The sequence below is a fragment of the Dyadobacter sp. HNCC25DJ186 genome, assembly GCF_056895235.1.
Map to the genome: position 1 here is coordinate 564,561 of NZ_JBXHAS010000002.1, position 18,439 is coordinate 582,999.

Genomic DNA, 18,439 nt, shown 5'->3' on the forward strand with positions numbered 1-18,439 from the left:
GGCTTCAATAGAGGCCGCCTTTTGCTTTCAACTTTAAAATTATAAGTCCTTAAATAGCTTTTTGCCGGAAGGTATTTCTTTACTTTCAAAAGTTGTCGGTTTCACAATGTTTTTACGGGCCTTGATTTCGACGCTTCTTCTTTTTAGGTAATAGGCCAAAACCATGTAGGCTACGAACATACCAATGTAGATGTAAAGAGAAGCCGTATTTGAAATATCTCCGTGGAAGGCAAAAAACAAAACTGTATTTAAAATCGTAACCATCCACAGGGTGAAGGAAGCCCAAAAATGGTTAAGACCTGAGTCAATAAGGATATGATGCATGTGATTTCTATCCGCAATGAACGGAGATCCGCCCTTTACAATGCGCACGATGAAGACACGCAAGGTATCAAAGATAGGGACGATCAGTAAAACCATTACAATGATGGGAGCGTTGAAATACGCAGTGCTGTCATTTTTATATCCAACATTTAAAGACAAAAATTCGACTGCGAAAATCGAAAGGAGGTAACCGATGATCAACGATCCGGTATCACCCATAAATATCTTGCTCGTTTTGGAAAAGTTAAATCGCAGAAATCCAAGTAGTGAGCCGGACATCGCGAAAGCCAGACATCCAAATGAGAAGTGGTTGTTCAAGATAAACCATATACCAAAACCTACCCCCGCAATCAGACTGATCCCTCCGGCTAAGCCGTCAATTCCATCGATCAGATTGATGGCGTTGATAATGGCTATGAAAATAAAAACCGTAAGCGGAATGCTTACGTAGTAAGGGATTTGGTGAATGCCAAAAATACCATAGAAATTATCAACCTTGAAATTGCCCATCGCCACAAGTATCAGCGATGCACAAATTTGGACCAGCAGTTTCTTTGTAGAATCAAGCGCCAGAATATCATCTTTAAGCCCCAGGAAAAACAGGATAATTACACCAGTCATCGATAAACTAATGAGATTGGAGTCAACTATATTTTCAGAATGCGGCCATAAAAAATAGGCGATCAATGTAGAAGCAAATATGGCAATCCCACCCAATGTTGGAGTTTCCGTCTGATGCGAACTTCTAAATCCTGGTTTTGCTGTCAGATGAAGTAAGTTTGACAGATTGATAATGATCGGAATGGAAATAATAGATAGGAAACACGCAATCAGGAAAGAGAGAATACATTGGTAAACATCGTGATGCACCATACTATTAAATCCTCCCTCGCTTATTATATATGTTGGTAGCTGTAATTCCATATGCTTTGTTACTAATGACCTGATCAAATAATATTTGAATCTGATAGTACTTCAAATTTGACGAATTAATTTGGGAAATAATAACTTCAACGTCCCATCATTGTCAAAATACTTATTTAAAGGCCTTGTGTGATTATTTTAAGGTTTAGTGTGTGTTTTTTGTTAATTGGATTTATAAAAACTGTACAATTTTACGAACAGGTTTTAGCCAAAGGGTGAAAAACCTGGGTGTTAAACCGTTTATTTTCCAGGCTTTTCTATCATTTTTGTTTGCCTCAATCCTGTTTTTATAAGTACTGTTGCTTACACCTCCGGTTCTCATTTTTACCGTTACTTTGGGAACGTATGCAAGCTTTATACCATTCTTGTAAATCATACGTAACATCAACTCATAGTCGGCCGCACTGCCCATATCCAGGCGAAACTTTCCAAACTTATTATAACATTCTTTTTTAACAAAAAATGTAGGGTGGGGAGGCATCCAGCCCATCAGAAAAGAGTTCTGCGTGTATGGGCCCGAGACCCATTTTCGTTTGATTACTGAATTGTCTTGCCCGTCAACGTAATCAAGATCGGCATAACAACCCTCTGAACCTGTTGATTTTAAAGTTTTTGCTATGCTTGATATTACCGTTTGATCTGCGTAGAAGTCATCCGCATTTAAAATACCGATCACATCTCCGGTTGCCAGCTCAATTCCCTTATTCATCGCATCATAAATCCCCTTATCCGGCTCACTTAGAAATTTACTGATCTTGTTGCCATAAGATTCTACAATTTCCTTAGTCCCATCGGTTGAATTTCCGTCGACGATGATGTATTCAATCGAATCATAATCCTGGCTTAACACGGATTCGATACAATGTTTTATGGTCGAAACACCATTGAATACTACGGTTATAATACTTATTTTCAATGTGTTATGTGTCTTGTTTTGATATATGTGCAAGGGTTTCCCTGGTAAATGCCATAAGCTTCCAGGTCTTTTGTTGCCACGGAATTGACGGTTAAAACTGCATGAGAATGAACAGTTACACCTGGACAGACAGTGGAATTTGCACCGATCCAGGCACCAGTACCAATGGTGATAGGCTGGGTGATCAGATCAAATGAACTTTTGGTGAAGTCATGATTTCCAGTCAGTAACATAGCTCCTTGGCTAAGACAGCAGTTGCTGCATAAAGTAACGTTTGTGAGGTTGTCAATCCACACATTTTCACCAATCCAAATGTCGTTTTCAATGGTTAAAAACCAAGGATATTTAATATTCACTTTTGGTTTTATCATTACGTTTTTTCCAATTTTCGCACCGAAGATTTTTAAAACAAATATCTTAATGCTTACGGGTATCGGAAGATGTGTATTGACGAAAATCCTGCCTGCTATAAACCATGAAAGTTGTTTTATTTTACTCCCGGGTTTATACCAGCTGTTATTATAACTTGACAGATTGGTTTGGGCTTTGGAGGTCTTTTCCATATTCTGTCTTAAAATGTGAAACAATACTTTGTTTATCTTTTCCAGCACGCTGATATACCTCAAAAATCTTGGCATCGACCAAAAAGCGGTACCAGAATCCTTGAAGAAAATGCCAGATCAATCCTTTTTTTCCATCCAAAAAACCACCCTTAACAACAAACCGAAAGAGGAAATACATGAACGGGCGTGTGAATAAAGGAAGATTGGCGTATTTGATTTTAAGAAAACGTGTCCGCTGTTCCTGGCTTCCCCAGAATTTCGGCGTTACAGTCTCCTTATTACCAAAGTTATATTTTATATTCAATAAATCAATTACTTCGCGTATTGCATAATTATTATGTTTCTGAGTCCACCAGGTCAGGTTATTCAGGTTGTGGTCAACAATATCATTTTCAAGCTGCGCGGTTGTGCCACTGCTCAGTTTAATATGTTCATCCATCCACAATTCTTCGCAAACCCCAATACCACGCCGCCAGATCCGCAAAAGCCATATCGGATAATATCCGCCGTGATTGATCCACTGATCCATAAAAACCACGCGTCTTTTAACATACAAACCGGTAATGGTTTCAGGCGTTGAAAAAAGTGAAGATTTTAGTTCCTCTGCAAGTTCGGGAGTAATGTATTCGTCGGCATCCATCCGCATCAGCCATTTCGTTTGAAACGGATTGTTTTGGATTCCATAATTAAACTGGAAGGCATAAGACACCCACGGATTTTGAACCACTACCGCACCGAGGCTTTCCGCGATGGCAACGGTGTCATCCGTTGAAAAGGAGTCAATGATGAAAATTTTATCCGTAACCAACAAAAGGCTTTTGATGCAACGCCCGATGTGTTTTGATTCATTATTCGTTAAAATGATGACGGATAAATCAACCATATTTTGGACTCGGATTGTGGGGATTAAGTTGTAGTGTATGTTTTATCTACGCCAAAGGTAATTACATTTTTTTAATTTTCTTGTACTCTTCCAATAATTGGTTTGCTACGACAGCTATATCAAAATTATCAGTTACCATCTTGAAAGCCTGATTTTTTAATTCTTCTGCGTAATTTTTATCTTGCAATATTTTAAGAAGTCCTTTCGCAACGCCGTCACTATTCAAAGGCGTCAGATATGCCGCATTGTATTTTTTGATATAGTCACCAAATCCAACGCGATCAGAAACCAGTGTCGGAACTTTTGAAGTCATGGCTTCCAGGACCGCGATCGAAAAACCTTCGGAATAAGAAGGTAACACAAAAAGATCTGCATCGGAAAGTGCTTCCTTTTTAATTGTATCGGTAAGCATTCCAACAAGCTTAACTCGGTCTTCAAGATTGTTTTTTCTGATGAATTCCTCCGTTTCCGCCTGGTAGCCATCATCAGGGCCCGCTAAAATGAGAACAGCGTCCGGCAATTTCTCGTAAACCTGTTTAAACGCTGGAAGTAGCAGATCCAGCCCCTTTTTTATATTAAGCCGACCCATGAAAAGGATCATCTGCTGTTGAGGTGAAATACCGTGCTTTTTTCTGAAAGTACCTTTCTCAGGCAGAGTTACATACTCCGCAACTTTCATTCCGTTTGGAACAATCACCATATTGGCAGGCCGGTACCCCAAATAACGGATCACATCTTCCTCCTCGTCCGTATTATTGATTTGAATGAGGTCAGCTTTCCCAAGAATTCTTTTTTGGTATAGCGCCGTAACAATATCTTTTTTCCATTTGCTATGCGCAACCGCCCATTTATCGAGCAGACCGTGGATGGTGATGACCAGAGCAGCTTTATGCGGGATAAGAAAAGGAGCCAGGCTTCCGAAATGCCAGATCCCGTGCATGTGAATGATATCATATTCCTGAATGTTTTTTTTCAGAAAATCATACATTTCAATGGAGAATTCGCGGTAAAAGTTACTGATCGGTGTGGTCCGTTTGCATGGAATCAGCCGGGAACCTTCTGGTGCGGGATACATTTTCTCGCCAGGGGTCATCGGACTTAAAATATCCACCTGATGTCCTTGTCTCAACACTTCGGTAGTATGGTCGTAAATAATTCTCGCCGGGCCTCCAATTGCCCATGTATAGGCACAAATATTTAAAATTCGCATAATTATTTGAATAAGGTAACTGAGATAAGTGACGGTTATTTAGAATTTTCGTCAAGTTTCTTATAGCAGGCTACCATTTCTTTTGCTACGTTTTTTGATGAAAATGGTTGTATGAGTTTTAGAGATTGCTGGCCCATCACCGGTATCTTTTCCGGGTTTTCAATAAATGACAACAATGCTGCTTCAAGTGCTAACTGACTTTCGGGATCAAATGTAAATCCGTTTTTTTGATTAACGACCAGATCCTCGGCGCATCCACATTTTTCAGAGACGATAACGGGCATTCCGCAAACCATCGCTTCATTCACCACCAGCCCCCAGGGCTCAGATTTACTTGGCAAAACCAAAACGTCACTGTTTGAAAGCCAGCTTGGGACCTCATACCAGGGAAACCCCCCGGCAAACTTAATGCGATTGTCGGAAAGATAAGAACCAGACAATAATTCAAGCCTTTGTCGCATAGGCCCATCTCCTACGAAAAGCAGATCCCATGGTGCACCTGGTGCTTTTTTACTAACGGATTTATAGGCTTCAATGAGTATTTCCAGGTTTTTTTCCTCTGCAAGCCTGCCGACATAAACGAATTTTCTGTTCCAAGATGAATCAGAAGAAATCCGGGATTTGGCCTCTGTATATTTGTTTCTGATTATGTCTTCATCAATTACCGCAGCATGCCGCACTGCTATCTGCGATTCTTTTACGCCAAGCGACAAAAGATAGCTAGCTGATGATTTCCCAAAACAGAAAAATGCATCGGCACGGTTTACAATCCAGCTTTTTATTTTTTCTTTCAAAGCCGATCTGTTATGGTCCATCGTCGATGACTCCGAAGAAAGTACCACTTTAACCCCTTTCATCCGGGCATAGATCATCAACAAAACTTGCGCGTAATCAAAATAGCCCGTTACGTTTAAAACAGTCGGTTTATAATCGTCGAAAGCTTTTAACAACGCTGGTAATCGCTCTTTAAAGTTTACGGTATCCAGACTTCGATTAAATAAAACCTGGTACGGATAATCGTACTGAAAGTTTTCATCATCTTTCATGACGCTGCGGCTAGCCTCATGTAAGGCGATATGCACAACCATGAAGGTGCTTTCGGGCTGTTCTTTTTTCAAACACTCATGGATTTCAAAAAAGAGCTTTGACTTGTAATGCGCCCATAATTGATTGTGGATAACCAGTACACGCATTATTGCTTCTTATTTAGATAGTCGAGAAAAAGAGGATACAAATTATTAGCCAGAAACACTTGTCCGGTATTGTTGAAATGCACCACATCCATTTTTCTATAAAGCTTGGTCGTGATGCCATAATCAAATTCGTTTACAAGCCGCACCTGATTTTCCTTTGCAAAGGAAATAATTTCATCCCCCTGATCATTAAATTTACCGGCTTCAACTTCTGAAATTTCCGGATGCAAATAGATGAAAAATGGGATGTGATTATCCTTAGCCATCTTCACCAGCTCAGCATAACCTGGATTAAATCCTATCCCGTCCTTGCGGATGCCGCCATCGGAAGGCTTTTCTGATATAATTTTTTCCTCTCTTTTAGCCTCTATTTTAACCGCCAGAGAATCAGTTTTGGGTTTCTGTGCTACGGGATCAATTTCTTTTTGAGTTGAGAAAAATGGAATCCTCGCAGAATAATATTCGATGTAATAAGGATAAAGATACTGATAACGCTCCCAAACTTCGAGAATGGCCGATGGGTACTGTTTGTCAGGCATGTTAGGGTCGATGCCTATGATGCTTTCATGCCCCATAATGTCATGGGCATCGTGACTGCTTGTTACCAGGCAAATGAGTTTGGCTTTAAATAACCCGAACTTTTTCAGATAAGCCGCGATATTGTCTGGGCCCCAGGAACCTGCCGAAATATTTAAAACGCGAACACGTGTATGTAGGGTTGAAGAAAGTCTTTTTTCAAGAAAACTGGATGCAAGGCTATCCTGGTCGGTAAGGCTGCCTCCATTGACAACAGAATCTCCAATTAAAAGTATTACGATGGAATCTGCCGGCGAAAGCGGGTCATTCCGCATCGAAAAATTGTTCGTTTTAACAACATTCCCGAATCTTTTTACTTCTTGATTTGGTGCGTAAATGTATTCAAAATCAGGATCTGAGACGTAAAGAGGAGCGTTGCAAAAACCATATTTATAACGAAGTACAAGCTCCGCAATCCCGGCAACGATTATCAGAAAAATAATAAACCTGAAAATAAATTTTAGCATAAAGTAATTCTAATTTTGCGATGTTCGCTTGTGCAAATTTAGAATTACTTTTTCATATTTGATTTTTTATTGAAATTCACGCCATGATTTCCGCTAAATATCGCAAAACCATCACGTACACCATACTGGGTTTAGTCATATTCTCGTTGCTGTTTTGCAGCGTTATTTTCCCACCTTTCCATGGGTATTACACAACCGATGAGAATTTCGTTGCGGACTCAGGAGTTTTGCTCTGGTATGGCAACACCCCCCGGGGACTGGACTGGCCCGCTGCTCCGCACATGTTGTTTTACTATTTAACTTTTGGCCTTTCTTGTTTCCTTGCAACACTTCAGAACATAGGAAATTTGACCGGTCTGATTTCAATATTTGATATTTTCGATTTACAGGCATATCAATTTTTAACAGATCGCGAACCCTTTATTTTGATTGGAAGGACCGTTCAAATCCTGCTGGTGGGCTTTCTTTTGTATAAAACATCTGTAATTATTTACAGGCGACATCACGATTTGCTTACAGAGCCGGTAAGGCTTTTTCTGCCGATTATTTTCATCACATCGACGCTTGTACTGGACACCTCTCCTGTGCTGAGGCCCGAAGCATTGTCGGGAAATTTGTTTATTCTGCTGGTAGCCCGTATGGTATTCAGCAATTCGCTGACGCAAAAGGAAATCGCAATTTATTCCGGAATTTTTGGTTTGATTCTGGCAGAACGGCTGATTTTTGCATTTTTTATGCCTTTTTTCTTAGGCGCCGTTTTTCTTTTGTCAAACAGGAAAAAGATTCAAAATGTGGCTTTTTCCATATTTATGATCTTTATCGCTTTCGTACTTTTCTGTCCTTTTATTATTACGGATACGCTTGTGGTCATGAAATCTTTCGTAGGAGGTATCATTGCGAAAATTAATGATAAACCGATGGGGACTTTTTTTAACAATGAATACATCGGACAATATCTTACTTCGCCTGTCAATGTCGTGATTCTGGTTTTAGCGTCGCTCGGACTTTTTTTAATGCTGAAAACAGGAAAGGGTATCTATTACTTGCTAATCGGCAATCTGGCAGTTTTCTTGTTTCTCGTACTTCGTTCCTCGTTAATATACGATACACATGTATTACCTGCCGCAGTCGTGACAATGTTTCTGGTAGGTCTCGGTTTGGGATTGTTGGCTGAAAAAATAAATGTGTGGGGTATACGTATTGCCGGAGTATTAATGTTTATCATAGCGTCCGCCCATATTATTTCATCGGTTGAGTATCATGGCAGAGTCCACAAAAGATTAAATATGCACGACGCATGCGCCTGGATTTCGACCTTGCCATCGGAAACAAGAATGCTGGTTAATCCTGAATTTGAATTTTACATTCCAAAATCCGAACAGTGCTTGCTGCGGGAACAGGCTCTGAACAACGATAGCCAGAAGATGATCAAGAAGCTCAATTATTTACTTGGTAGTAAGGCAGGGATGGAAGTGGAAGGGAAAGATCTCCCAATCATTGCAAATGCATTCGCTTTTGAGGACGAACGGCAATATGATTCGGAGTATAAGATATTGTTGAAGTTTACTCCTGATGAAAAAGCAAAAGTTTATGATTATGACGTCTATTTCAACGCGGTTGAGTTGGCGAGCCACAGCATTCAGACAGAACTCGCGTTGCAGGATTTTGAGGATGGAAAATATGAATATTTGGTGACGGAAATATTGCTGGAAGGACATAAACCGATCAAGACATTTAATAAAGAATGGGGAACCTATTATTATGTCTATCAGGGAAAACGTAAATGAAAACATCCCTGTGGTTAATATAATCGCATGAAATATAAGTTATGTACAAAATACCAGTCGTAACGGGCTGGTATTTTTTATGATCATCAATTGACAATGACTTCATCATATTTAGTTAATCATAAGGTAACAATGACGATGCAATTTTGCGCCTTCTAAATCATTGCTCATTGTTTTGACAACTATATGATTAGAATTTTTCCCAAGTTTCAGCAGTTTCAGTAATCGCCGATTGTATTATTTTGGTAAACTTCATTTTTTCAAACGTTTGCACAAAATTTCAAACGTTTGCATTCAAGAGTCGGGTATTTTATATTTTTTATATTAATAATACAATTTGTAAGTTTGAATTTTCCGTCTGCTCAGCACTTGTCAAAACCTTCATTATCAATTTTCACTATCTTAAAAACAAATAATCCACATTATGAGACAAACTCTATTAGTCAGCAAAAGAGGTATCTGCTGTTGTTTCTTGTCCGTCACGGCAGTGTTCGGACTGGACGCAAATGCAGGCACTGCCTTCGCAGAAAAGTTGCGGCGAACACCTCATTTGTCTGTGAGGACATTGAAGGATATTCCGCTTCGGGGAAAGGTAGTTACAGCCAAAAACGAAGGTCTGCCCGGTGTAACCGTTGTGATTTCGGGAATTGATGGTAGTAATAAACAGGGTACCACGACTAATGAAAATGGTGAGTTTTCATTTGCCAGCCTGGAAACGGGAAAAAAGTATAAAATTGATTTCAGTTATATAGGCTTCGAAAAGCAATCCCTGGCGGAATTTGTTTTAACGGAATCCAACAGTGAATCGCTAAATATCACGTTAAAAGAGTCAGCTGCGGATCTGAACGAGGTTGTTGTTGTTGGTTATGGAAGTACAGCTAAAAAGGATATTACCGGTTCGGTAAAATCTTTGAAAAGCGGAGAATTCAATACAGGTATTATAAACTCTCCTGAGCAGTTATTTCAGGGAAAAGTTGCTGGTGTCAATGTTACATCTGCGACCGGCGAGCCTGGTGGAGCAGTGAGCATTACGGTCCGTGGCCCGGGTGGGGTTCGTACTGGAAGCACCCCACTTTTTGTTGTTGACGGCCTTGCTCTGGACAACAGCAGCACGGGTGGTGCGACAAATCCATTAAGTTTTATCAATCCTCAGGATATTGAATCTATTGACGTATTGAAAGATGCGTCAGCGACAGCAATTTACGGAGCAAGAGGAGCAAACGGGGTAATTTTGATCACTACCAAAAAAGGAAAATCAGGCGTTGCAACGGTTAATTATTCCGGAAGTTTTGGTATTTCAAAAATGGCGAAACCTCTTGACATTTTTTCTGCTGACCAATTTCGTACTGAGGTGCCAAAATTAGGTAGTGCCTTAGTCGATGAAAAAGCCAACACTGACTGGCAAAAAGAAATTTCGCGAACTGCTTTTACTCAAAACCATAATGTTTCGCTTGGTGGAGGTACGGACAAGCTTACTTATTATGCTTCGGTAGGTATGCAAAAACAGGACGGGATATTAAAGAACAGTAATCTTGACCGTTATACGGGACGCATAAACCTGAACCAAAAATTACTTAACGATAAGGTTAGCGTTGATATTAATTTGAATGCTACGAACACGAAAAATTCTAGACCTCCGGAAGGCATCGTAGGTGCTGCTATTTCAGCTAATCCTACTTATCCTGCTTATGACGGCAATGGCGCGCCTTTTCAATATGTTGACGGCACTAATCCGCTAATTACGCTGGCGCTTGAAAAGGATTTGACAACGACTAATCGTATTATCGGTAACATTTCGCCATCAGTAACCATTATAAAAGGGCTGGTCTATAAATTGAACTTTGGCATTGATAATTCTACGTCGACACGTGACTTACAATCTCTTGCAAGTACTGTTCCTTTGAACCTGGGGCGGTTAGAAACGAGAGATGTGCGTAACAGTAACAAACTGATCGAAAACTATGTCACTTATACCCTCGACAAAAAAGATCATAGCTTCTCTGCTCTGGTGGGTCATTCTTATCAGAAGATCTCGTTAACCGGAAGGACTTACAGTATCAATAAATTTCCTGTCGGCGGAGTAGAGCCAATTTACAATCCAGGTGTTGGTCAGGATCTTACTCTGGCCATTAACAGACCAACTGGTACAGCGACACGAAATGAGCTGCAATCATTCTTTTCAAGGGTAAATTATGCTTTCAAAGATAAATATCTGGTAACTGCGACGGTTCGTGCGGACGGTTCTTCAAAGTTTGGTGACAACAATAAATATGGTGTTTTCCCATCGTTCTCGTTAGGTTGGAGACTTTCTGAGGAGAGCTTTATGAAAACATCTCCGTTCGCAGATTTAAAACTTCGTGCGGGTTGGGGGCAAACTGGTAATCAGGAAATTCCATCCAAAATTACCCAGGCTTTGTTTACATCGACGATCACAGACAAAACCAGTTATCCGTTGTTTAATACAGGAGCATATCCTGGTGGGACAACCTATGCGCGACTGGCAAATCCAAATATTCAATGGGAAACTTCTTCTCAAACGGATTTGGGAATTGATTTTGCTCTTTTCAAAGGAGCATTGACCGGGTCGGTTGATTATTTTAGTAAAACATCAGGAAAAATTCTTTTGGAAGTAATTCCGGCAGACCCTGTTCAACCAGCTGGTACCTTCTGGACGAATGTCGATAATATGAAAATTGTCAATCAGGGGACAGAAATTGACCTGGCTTACCGTAAAAATCTAGGCAACGGAATTCGTTTTGGTCTGGGAGGAAACATTACTTTTATCAAAAACAAGGTTAAAAATTCTCCATACTCGGTAATTCCATCAGGTGCTGCCCAAGGTTCAGGTCTTACTTCTGCCACGATCAATGGTTACATCAGCGGAGAGCCAATTGGTACGTTTTACCTGAAAGAATTTATCGGCTTTGACGATAAAGGGATAAACAAGTTCAGAGACGTTGACGGCGACGGAATTATCACCGACAAAGATCGTGTTGCTGCCGGATCGGCTCTTCCAACGAAAATGTACAATTTCAGTGGAAACATTGGTTTCAAAGGATTTGACCTTGTGGCAAACTTTAACGGAGTTTCTGGTAACAAACTTTATGACAATACTGCAAACTCCAATTTTTATAAACTGAGATTGTCGAAAGGTCTTAACGTTACGCCGGAAGCAATCTCCAGACCAGAGGAATCGACAACCAACTCCGCACCGGTATCCACTCGTTTCCTTAAAAATGGTTCTTTTTTACGCCTGAACAACCTTGCGCTAGGGTACAACGTGAACACGACCGCTTTGGGAATAAATAACTGGATTCAGTCGATCCGTATTTCAGTAACAGGCCAGAATTTATTTGTCGCTACAAAATACAACGGTTACGACCCAGAAGTGAACAACGACAGATCGATCAACGGTATCACGTCATACGGAATTGATTATCTGAGCTATCCAAAAGCAAAATCGATAATCTTTGGTTTAAATATTGGTTTTTAATCTTACGACAATGAATAAGAAATTCCCTATACTGTTGACGGTTGCCGGTATGCTGATGTTTAACAGCGCCTGTACCGATTTGAAAGAAGAAGTGCTTGATGAAACACTCGGTTCGACATTGACCGATGAGCAGACAGCAAATGGGCTTATTGCTCCGGTTTATGCGCTTTTACCTGAATTGCATAAGCATACGAATTATTTTGCTTTACAGGAAATATCTACGGATGAAGCAATTTTGCCTTATCGTGGAGGTACAGACTGGGGTGATAATGGTATTTATCTGGCACTTCATGCACATAATTCGACTAGCACTGACCCTAACATAAAAAATACCTGGGACCAGCTCGTGCAGAGTATATCACGATCGATTACGGCAATAACAACTTTATCGACCGCGAAAGACGCTAACTCGGCCTTATATCTTGCTGAAGCGCGGGGTATGCGGGCATATTATTCGATGATGATGCTTGATCTATTCGGTATCGTATTCATTAAGGAAGACGCAGGAACAACTTCGACAATCGTTCGTGGCGCGGAAGCGGTTGCTTACATCGAGAAAGAGTTTCTTGCTGTTGAGCCGTTACTTCAAAACAAGGCAGCGGTTGGTCCCGGGCGTTTGACAAAAGGTGCAGTTTGGGGACTTTTGGCCAGACTATATCTGAACTCGGCGGTGTATAAGAATATTTATGCGCCTCAGTTTACATTCGCCAGCACTGATATGGATAAGGTGATCGAATATACAGACAAGATCATTAACTCGGGAGAATATAAATTATCAGCAGATTATTTCTCGATTTTCGGGAATACAAACCATGATAATACTGAGTTGATTTTTGCTGTTGACCAGCGTCCTGATTTGAATGGCCACAACAGACTCGCTTATTTTTCTTTGGCTGGTGATCAGTTTCCGCTTGCTGCTTTTCCGGCTGCAAATGGTACGGATGGTCCGGCGATCACATCTGATTTTTATCAGACTTGGGTTCAGGCGTATGGTTCCGAGGATCCAAAACGCGATCCGCGTTTTTACCAGGAAAACTTATCCAGATATAGCAATCCTGCGGATAGCTGTATAGCTGATGCGAGTTATAAAATTAACCGTGGAATTTTGCGGGGCCAGCAGTACGGAGCGATCCGTGTGAACGGTGTGTTTCTAAGATGTCCGGATGGAAAGTTGAAAGTAGGAAGGCTGACGAATTTAAGCCGTAACCGTGGTGACCTGCCAGTTAATTTTACAGAGAAAATTGACTTTACAACGGCCGGAAGCGGTTATAGTGCCGGATACCGCGTGGAGAAATATGAATTCAGCCGTGTATCAGATACAGGACGAAACAAAGGAGAAGCAGATATTTCAATTCTGCGTCTGGCAGATATTTATTTGATGCGTGCGGAAGCGAAGTTGCGCAAAAGCGCATCAGATGCAACGGCACTTACAGATGTGAACACGGTAAGAGCTGCGAGAACTTCTACTACGCCGCCACCGGCATTAACTTCTCTGACGCTTGATCTTTTGTATCGTGAAAGAGGATTTGAACTATACTGGGAAATGGTGCGCCGGACAGATATGATCCGTTTTGGGAAATACGAAGGAACCTGGACTGAAAAGACAAATACTGACGTTCACAAACGTATTTACCCTATACCTCAAACTGCTATTGACGGAGCTTCAAACTTGCCAGGGTATATGCAGCAGAATACGGGGTACTGATATAGAATGTTAGAATGATAGAATGGGTGAGTGAGTTTTACTCGTTCGAATGATGAGGGGTTTTGCAGGATTTTTTCTGCAAAACCCCTTTTTGTTTATCTCGATCTTATAATACTCCAGATTTTCATCAACCCGTTATATTTTCCTAGTAGTGGATCCTGATCGGGAAAGGGGACTTTTGAAATGTTTTCATCAGCCGTCGCTCGTTCGTTTGCTTTGCCTTTCATGAGATCATACTCCATACCGTTGGGGTAGGCACCTACAATTGCGAAGTCTTTTGAGGATTCAATACTTTTATGTCCAACACCTGCCGGAATTACAATGATATCGCCGACTTTAACACGAAGTTTTTCTCCGTTCTCACCACACAGATGAAGCAACGCAGTTCCAGAATAAACACCTAAAACTTCGTGTGTAATACTGTGGTAGTAATGATAGGGAAACACGCCATTACGCCAGGAATTTTTCCAATTGTTGGACTCGAACTTCTGTTCAAGCCACTTAGCGCCAGCGTTCCCGCTTTTAGAAAATGCCGCTTTGTAAATGATAAGCGGATATTGGCTATTGGGAATATTCCCGTCATCGTCAAAAAAATATGTGTCAGTTACGTTTTCCATTCTACCAGAATATTTTATCTAAATTATTTTTTTAACGGGCCTTTGCTCACTTCTTTGCCGTCTTTCCAAACAGATTCAATATTTCGGGTATTTCTGATTTCCTTTTCAGGACTTGCCGTCAACACAATAAAGTCTGCGGCTTTGCCCTTTTCCAGGGTGCCATATCGTTTGTCAATCTTCAAAACAGTTGCCGCGTTTTTGGTTGCAGCCTTAATGGCTTGCAAAGGAGTTAGTCCTGCCTGAACCAATAGTTCCAGTTCCAAATGCTCCGAAAATCCCTGCGCACGAATCGGAAATGCACCTGAATCGGTGCCGAGCGCAACTAAAATTCCTGCATCATGAATTTTTTTTACGTTCGTAAGTGCAATCTTGAAACCCTTCATATTTCTTTCAAAATCAGGCGAATTTTTAACCTGATTCTGATATTTCTCCGAAACGATCATCTCGTAGACTCCTGGTTCGAGCGACGCTTTAAAAAAAGGCTCTTCCACCCAGTCAGGTTTTCTGGAATAGATATAGGCGAATTCGTCAAGAGAAAGTGTCGGAATATAGGCGACGCCATGATCTTTCATTTTTTTCAAAAGATCATCATCGATTTCTTTGTCGCGAATACTGTGCGCCATAATATCCAGACCGGATTCTGTTAGTGAACGCGCGTCTTCTAAATTATACAAATGACTGGCTACCGGTATTCCCTTTTTATGCGCTTCTGCAATGATTGCTTTGTAAATCTCCGGCTTGAATTTCTCAGCTTTTCCACCGTGATCATCAACCCACATTTTAACGACGGTTGGTTTTACCTTGGCAAGATCAGCCAACAAGCCTGGTACCTGATCGGCCGCAGTTGGGCGAAGCAGCAGGTTCATCCAGGAAGCAGGTGAACTTTCAGGTGTATTAAATCCATAACCGGCAGAATATAACCTGGCACCTGGAAGAAGTCCGGCTTGCGTGGAATCGATAAATCCATTAAAAATTAACGGACGGTCGGTTCCCATGGTTAGTATCGTGTTTACGCCATAGTCCTGATACCTTTTCAAGTGTCTTAGAATATTTTCTCTGGTATAATTTTCGGCAGTTGATGTGTTTCCTTTTAACGTCCCGATATGCGTATGTGCACTGATGATCGCTGGAATTATTGTTTTTCCTTTCAAGTCGATCTGCGTTGCAGCTGGTTCTATCAGTCCACGCATAATGGATTCAAGAATTCCATTTTTGATTAATATATTAACATCAGAATTTGAAGGCGAACCGGTTCCATCAATGAGATTTACATTTTTTAAGAGAATCAAATCATTTTGCTGCGCTTGGGACCTAACTGTTAATAACAACAGCACGGTAAAAATGAAGTATTGAAAATGTTGTTTCATCGTGTTTTCAGTTTATAAATTCTGCATTATAATTATACCAAAGCTGAGAAATAAGTTGCTAATCAGTAAGGATTTTGTCACTTTTTTATATAGATTTTAGATTGAAAAGATTGCATTATTTTGCCTCAATTCTGAGTCAAATTGCCATATTTGTTATACTCTTAAATCTCGGGTAATTCAAGCAACATCGTGGCTCCCTGTTTATATAAAAGCTACAATACGCCCGAAATACGGCTCCATAGGTACCTCCTCATTTTGTGATAATCAATCATTCATTGGCAAAAATCAGATATCTTGAAGATGGATTTTTTGATTACATGCTTTGTTATAAACCATGACCAGATGTTTTATAACAAAACGCACCTTCGAAATTTCTCAGGCGACTCCTACGGAGTCTGAAACGCGGCGGGGAGCGACTTTGGGCTATAAACAGGGTGCTCCTATTGGAGCGGTGATGACCGGGTAACCACTGATTGCACCCTTAGCATCTTTGATGAAAAACGTTGGGCTATAAAAAGGATGTGCCTATTGGAGCGGTGATAACCAGACTAGTGTTTTGAATATGATTTTTGCTTTTATATTAAATTCATTTTAAACACTGAAAGATTTAATGAATATGATTAAATCATTTACTCTTGGTGCAAAATTAATAGACATATCCATCAGGGTATGTCGTTAAGCAAAGGAAAACCCTGAGCCGGCAAGTAGATGCTGATTCAGGGTTTTCCTTTTTTTAATTAATTTTTTTATTTAAAAAATAAGGACGCATTTTCCTTATCAATTTTAATCTGTTCGATCAAAGCATCGAGTCCGCTGAATTTTTGTTCAGGGCGTAGATAATGAAGCAATTCAACAGTCAGATCTTCGCCGTAGATTTCTTTGTCAAAGTCAAAAATGTTGGCCTCAATCGTTCTGAATGTTCCATCAACGGTCGGTCTGACACCAATATTCAGCATTCCTTTATACACAATGCCATCGTAAATGGCATTGATCACATATACGCCATTGGCAGGAATTAATTTGTAAGATTCGTTTAAATGGATGTTTGCAGTAGGAAAACCTATTGTTCTGCCAAGTTGTTTGCCTTTTACCACAACACCGGTAATAGCGTAGGGGCGACCCAACAGATGTTGTGCTTCATCTACATTTCCGGATAATAGGGATTGACGTATTCGCGAAGAACTGATGGCCAGGTCTTCTATATCCTGACGAAGAATTTCTTCCACCTCAAATCCGTAACTGGATGCATTTTTTTGTAAAAATTCGAAACTTCCCTCACGGTTTCTGCCAAAACGATGATCATACCCAATGACAAGTTTTTTTGTGCCAATTTTTTCAACCAGTATCTGGCGGATAAATTCGTCAGAAGAAAGTTCTGAAAAAGCCCTTGTAAATGGGATAATCGCCAGATGTTGAACACCCATCTCTGCGAAGAGCGCGATCTTTTCGTCAATTGTTGAAAGCAACTGTAAATCCTGGCTGTCTTCTGAAACCACCATTCGTGGATGAGGCCAAAAGGTAAGTACAACAGATTCGCCGCCAGACTGGATACTTATTTCTTTTAATCTGGCAAGTATTTTTTTATGGCCTATATGCAAGCCATCAAAAGTGCCACTGGTTACGACTGCGCATTCCAATCTATGAAAGGAATCAAGGCTGTGGTATATGTTCATTCGTCAACTGGTAACTTCAATTCAACACGTTTCTGGTAAATGAAATCGGTCAGGTTTTTGGCATCTTTCAATTCAAAATTACCAATTCTGGTACGACACAACACACTCAGATACGCGCCACTTCCTGCCGCAACACCAAAATCTCTTACAATACTACGGATGTAGGTTCCTTTGGAGCAAATGATCCTGAAATCAATGGCCGGAAAATTGGTGCTGTCAATTTCAAATAGTGAGATCTCCACACTGCGTTTTTTTATTTCGGCAGTTTCGCCACGACGCGCTTTTTTGTAAAGTCTTTCACCATCAACTTTTACAGCAGAATAAATTGGCGGGATCTGTTCGATTTGTCCGAGAAAGGTCTTTCTGGCAGTTTCCAGTATTTCCGAATTGATATGCCCGATGGGAAACTCTGCGTCAAATTCAGTTTCCAGATCAACAGAAGGTGTTGTTTTACCTAATACGAAAGTGCCGGTATATTCCTTTTCCTGCGCCTGATAGGTATCAATAATCTTTGTTTTCTTTCCCGTACATAAAATGAGCAAGCCGGTCGCCAGAGGATCCAGCGTGCCGGCATGACCGATTTTATTATATTTACAAGCTCTTTTTATCTTATTGACAACATCGAAGGATGTCCATTTGAGCGGTTTGTCAATCAACAGAACTTCCCCTTCTTCTGGTATGGTAGTATCGTTATTCAAGTTATTTTATCTAAATTAAATTCTCCCCGGTCTGCCCCGCTGG

General features: G+C 40.6%; 15 protein-coding genes. 4 read left to right on the forward strand and 11 right to left on the reverse strand.

Annotated features, from left to right (window positions below):
* Window positions 1-39: 39 nt before the first annotated feature.
* The 7 genes from AC1XUO_RS07330 to AC1XUO_RS07360 all read right to left on the reverse strand — a co-directional run bounded on the left by AC1XUO_RS07330 (window position 40) and on the right by AC1XUO_RS07360 (window position 7,056).
* Complete coding sequence (locus AC1XUO_RS07330) at window positions 40-1,248, reverse strand: MraY family glycosyltransferase (RefSeq protein ID WP_483329117.1); 1,209 nt, start codon at window positions 1,246-1,248, stop codon at window positions 40-42.
* 172 nt (window positions 1,249-1,420) lie between these two features.
* Complete coding sequence (locus AC1XUO_RS07335) at window positions 1,421-2,164, reverse strand: glycosyltransferase family 2 protein (RefSeq protein ID WP_483329118.1); 744 nt, start codon at window positions 2,162-2,164, stop codon at window positions 1,421-1,423.
* Window positions 2,161-2,727, reverse strand: coding sequence for a WcaF family extracellular polysaccharide biosynthesis acetyltransferase (locus AC1XUO_RS07340; protein ID WP_483329119.1), 567 nt, complete (start codon window positions 2,725-2,727; stop codon window positions 2,161-2,163). The genes AC1XUO_RS07335 and AC1XUO_RS07340 overlap by 4 nt, the downstream gene beginning before the upstream one ends.
* Window positions 2,684-3,610 (reverse strand): glycosyltransferase family 2 protein, encoded by a 927-nt coding sequence (locus AC1XUO_RS07345; RefSeq protein WP_483329120.1) that lies wholly within the window; start codon window positions 3,608-3,610, stop codon window positions 2,684-2,686. The genes AC1XUO_RS07340 and AC1XUO_RS07345 overlap by 44 nt, the downstream gene beginning before the upstream one ends.
* Before the next feature lie 61 nt (window positions 3,611-3,671).
* The gene (locus tag AC1XUO_RS07350) at window positions 3,672-4,820 is read right to left on the reverse strand and encodes a glycosyltransferase (protein ID WP_483329121.1); all 1,149 of its coding nucleotides are present in this window, start codon (window positions 4,818-4,820) and stop codon (window positions 3,672-3,674) included.
* A gap of 35 nt (window positions 4,821-4,855) precedes the next feature.
* Window positions 4,856-6,013: a glycosyltransferase gene (locus AC1XUO_RS07355; protein ID WP_483329122.1), complete on the reverse strand. Its 1,158-nt coding sequence runs from the start codon at window positions 6,011-6,013 to the stop codon at window positions 4,856-4,858.
* Window positions 6,013-7,056 carry a hypothetical protein gene (locus tag AC1XUO_RS07360; protein WP_483329123.1) on the reverse strand — a complete coding sequence of 348 codons (1,044 nt, stop codon included), beginning with the start codon at window positions 7,054-7,056 and terminating at the stop codon, window positions 6,013-6,015. The genes AC1XUO_RS07355 and AC1XUO_RS07360 overlap by 1 nt, the downstream gene beginning before the upstream one ends.
* An 83-nt stretch (window positions 7,057-7,139) precedes the next feature.
* On the opposite strand from AC1XUO_RS07360, the gene AC1XUO_RS07365 reads away from it, so the two are divergent.
* From AC1XUO_RS07365 to AC1XUO_RS07375, 3 genes are all read left to right on the forward strand, one after another.
* Complete coding sequence (locus AC1XUO_RS07365; protein ID WP_483329124.1) at window positions 7,140-8,843, forward strand: hypothetical protein; 1,704 nt, start codon at window positions 7,140-7,142, stop codon at window positions 8,841-8,843.
* A gap of 424 nt (window positions 8,844-9,267) precedes the next feature.
* Window positions 9,268-12,336, forward strand: a complete 3,069-nt coding sequence (locus tag AC1XUO_RS07370; RefSeq protein ID WP_483329125.1) for a SusC/RagA family TonB-linked outer membrane protein — start codon at window positions 9,268-9,270, stop codon at window positions 12,334-12,336.
* A 10-nt stretch (window positions 12,337-12,346) separates the two neighbouring features.
* Window positions 12,347-14,041, forward strand: coding sequence for a RagB/SusD family nutrient uptake outer membrane protein (locus AC1XUO_RS07375; RefSeq protein ID WP_483329126.1), 1,695 nt, complete (start codon window positions 12,347-12,349; stop codon window positions 14,039-14,041).
* Window positions 14,042-14,136: 95 nt separating this feature from the next.
* Here the strand turns inward: AC1XUO_RS07375 and AC1XUO_RS07380 are convergent, their stop codons facing one another.
* Both AC1XUO_RS07380 and AC1XUO_RS07385 read right to left on the reverse strand, forming a co-directional pair.
* Window positions 14,137-14,658: a cupin gene (locus tag AC1XUO_RS07380; protein WP_483329127.1), complete on the reverse strand. Its 522-nt coding sequence runs from the start codon at window positions 14,656-14,658 to the stop codon at window positions 14,137-14,139.
* Window positions 14,659-14,681: 23 nt separating this feature from the next.
* The gene (locus AC1XUO_RS07385; RefSeq protein ID WP_483329128.1) at window positions 14,682-16,025 is read right to left on the reverse strand and encodes an amidohydrolase family protein; all 1,344 of its coding nucleotides are present in this window, start codon (window positions 16,023-16,025) and stop codon (window positions 14,682-14,684) included.
* A gap of 334 nt (window positions 16,026-16,359) precedes the next feature.
* On the opposite strand from AC1XUO_RS07385, the gene AC1XUO_RS07390 reads away from it, so the two are divergent.
* The gene (locus AC1XUO_RS07390) at window positions 16,360-16,491 is read left to right on the forward strand and encodes a hypothetical protein (protein ID WP_483329129.1); all 132 of its coding nucleotides are present in this window, start codon (window positions 16,360-16,362) and stop codon (window positions 16,489-16,491) included.
* A gap of 280 nt (window positions 16,492-16,771) precedes the next feature.
* On the opposite strand, the gene AC1XUO_RS07395 is transcribed toward AC1XUO_RS07390, so the two are convergent.
* Both AC1XUO_RS07395 and truB read right to left on the reverse strand, forming a co-directional pair.
* Complete coding sequence (locus AC1XUO_RS07395; protein ID WP_483329130.1) at window positions 16,772-17,698, reverse strand: bifunctional riboflavin kinase/FAD synthetase; 927 nt, start codon at window positions 17,696-17,698, stop codon at window positions 16,772-16,774.
* Entirely contained in the window at window positions 17,695-18,396 is a 702-nt protein-coding gene (gene truB, locus AC1XUO_RS07400) for a tRNA pseudouridine(55) synthase TruB (RefSeq protein WP_483329131.1), read from the reverse strand. The genes AC1XUO_RS07395 and truB overlap by 4 nt, the downstream gene beginning before the upstream one ends.
* Between the last annotated feature and the right edge of the window lie 43 nt (window positions 18,397-18,439).